Genomic DNA, 1,323 nt, shown 5'->3' on the forward strand with positions numbered 1-1,323 from the left:
CTTGGCCGCCGGTCAACACGCCCATATCTTGCAGCATCGCTTTGCGGCGGTCGCCGAAGCCGGGTGCCTTCACGGCGCAGGTCTTCACCACGCCGCGCACACTGTTGACGACGAGCGTGGCCAGCGCATCCGCTTCCACCTCCTCAGCGATCACCAGCAGCGGCGCGCCCGACTTTGCCGCCGCTTCGAGCAGCGGCACAAGTTCGGCGATGGTCGACAGCTTGTGATCGCACAGGAGAATCAGTGCGTTCTCCATCTCCACTGTCTGTTTCTCCGCGTTGTTCACGAAGTACGCGGACAGGTAGCCGCGATCGAACTGCATGCCCTCCACGACCTCCAGTTCGCTCACGAGGCCGGAACCATCCTCGATCGAGACCGCACCTTCGCGGCCGACCTTGTCCATCGCCTCGCCGATGAGATCGCCGATGGAGCGGTCGTTGTTGGCCGAGATCGCCGCGACGTGTGCAATCTCCTGTGACGAAGCGCAGGGCTGCGAGATGGCCTTCAGTTCGGCCACGACGACCTCCACGGCCCGATCGATTCCGCGCTTGAGGTCCATCGGGTTCATGCCGGCGGCCAGGTACTTGAGGCCCTCCTGAATCATGGCGTGCGCAAGGACGGTGGCGGTGGTCGTGCCGTCGCCTGCCATTTCGCTGGTGCGCGAAGCAACCTCGCGAAGCAGTTGCGCACCCATGTTCTCGAAGCGATCTTCGAGCTCGACCGACCGGGCGACGATGACCCCGGAGTTGACGATCTGCGGAGCACCGTAGTCGCTGTCGATGATCACGGTGCGGCCGCGCGGGCCCAGCGTCACGCGGACTGCTTCCGCCAGAGTGTTGACGCCGTCGCGAATCTTGCTGCGAGCTTCCTCGCGAAAGAGAAGTTGTTTGGCTGTCATGGCAATGCCTCGGTAGAGCGTTGGGAATGCCGAACAAGATACGGCGCTCCGCCCACAGGGGGCTTGATCGTGCGCAAGCATCGAAACGATTGCGCCAAGTCAAGGTGCCGGCCCCAGCGCTGGGCAATCCTTGTCCACAACTTTCAAGGAGCTGAGCCATGCCGATCATTCCATTGAATCTCGAAACCGATACGGTGCAGTTGCCAGCGCCCCTGCTGCCTCAGAAAGTTACCCTGGATGAGGCGCTCAAGCGCCGCCGGAGCGCGCGCTCCTTCATTCCCGACTCCATCTCGATGGAAGTGCTTTTGCCTCGCTGCGCCTGGCGCACCGTTGGGACGACCCGGGGTATGAGCCGCGCACTCACCGCCTCCTTCTGATCAGTGCCGAGGACCTGCGCGAGTCCACCGGCATGCAGGACTTCGTGG

General features: G+C 63.3%; 2 protein-coding genes. One reads left to right on the forward strand and one right to left on the reverse strand.

Translation table 11 applies throughout. The features are described 5' to 3' along the window. A partial coding sequence (groEL, locus tag AC1DY5_RS55940) for a chaperonin GroEL (RefSeq protein ID WP_478122755.1) occupies positions 1 to 898 on the reverse strand: 898 nt, incomplete at its 3' end. 158 nt (positions 899 to 1,056) lie between these two features. On the opposite strand from groEL, the gene AC1DY5_RS55945 reads away from it, so the two are divergent. Further along, on the forward strand, positions 1,057 to 1,275 hold the full coding sequence (locus AC1DY5_RS55945) for a hypothetical protein (protein WP_478122756.1): 219 nt from the start codon (positions 1,057 to 1,059) through the stop codon (positions 1,273 to 1,275). Positions 1,276 to 1,323: the final 48 nt, after the last annotated feature.

This window comes from Variovorax sp. P4_D9, from assembly GCF_056401695.1.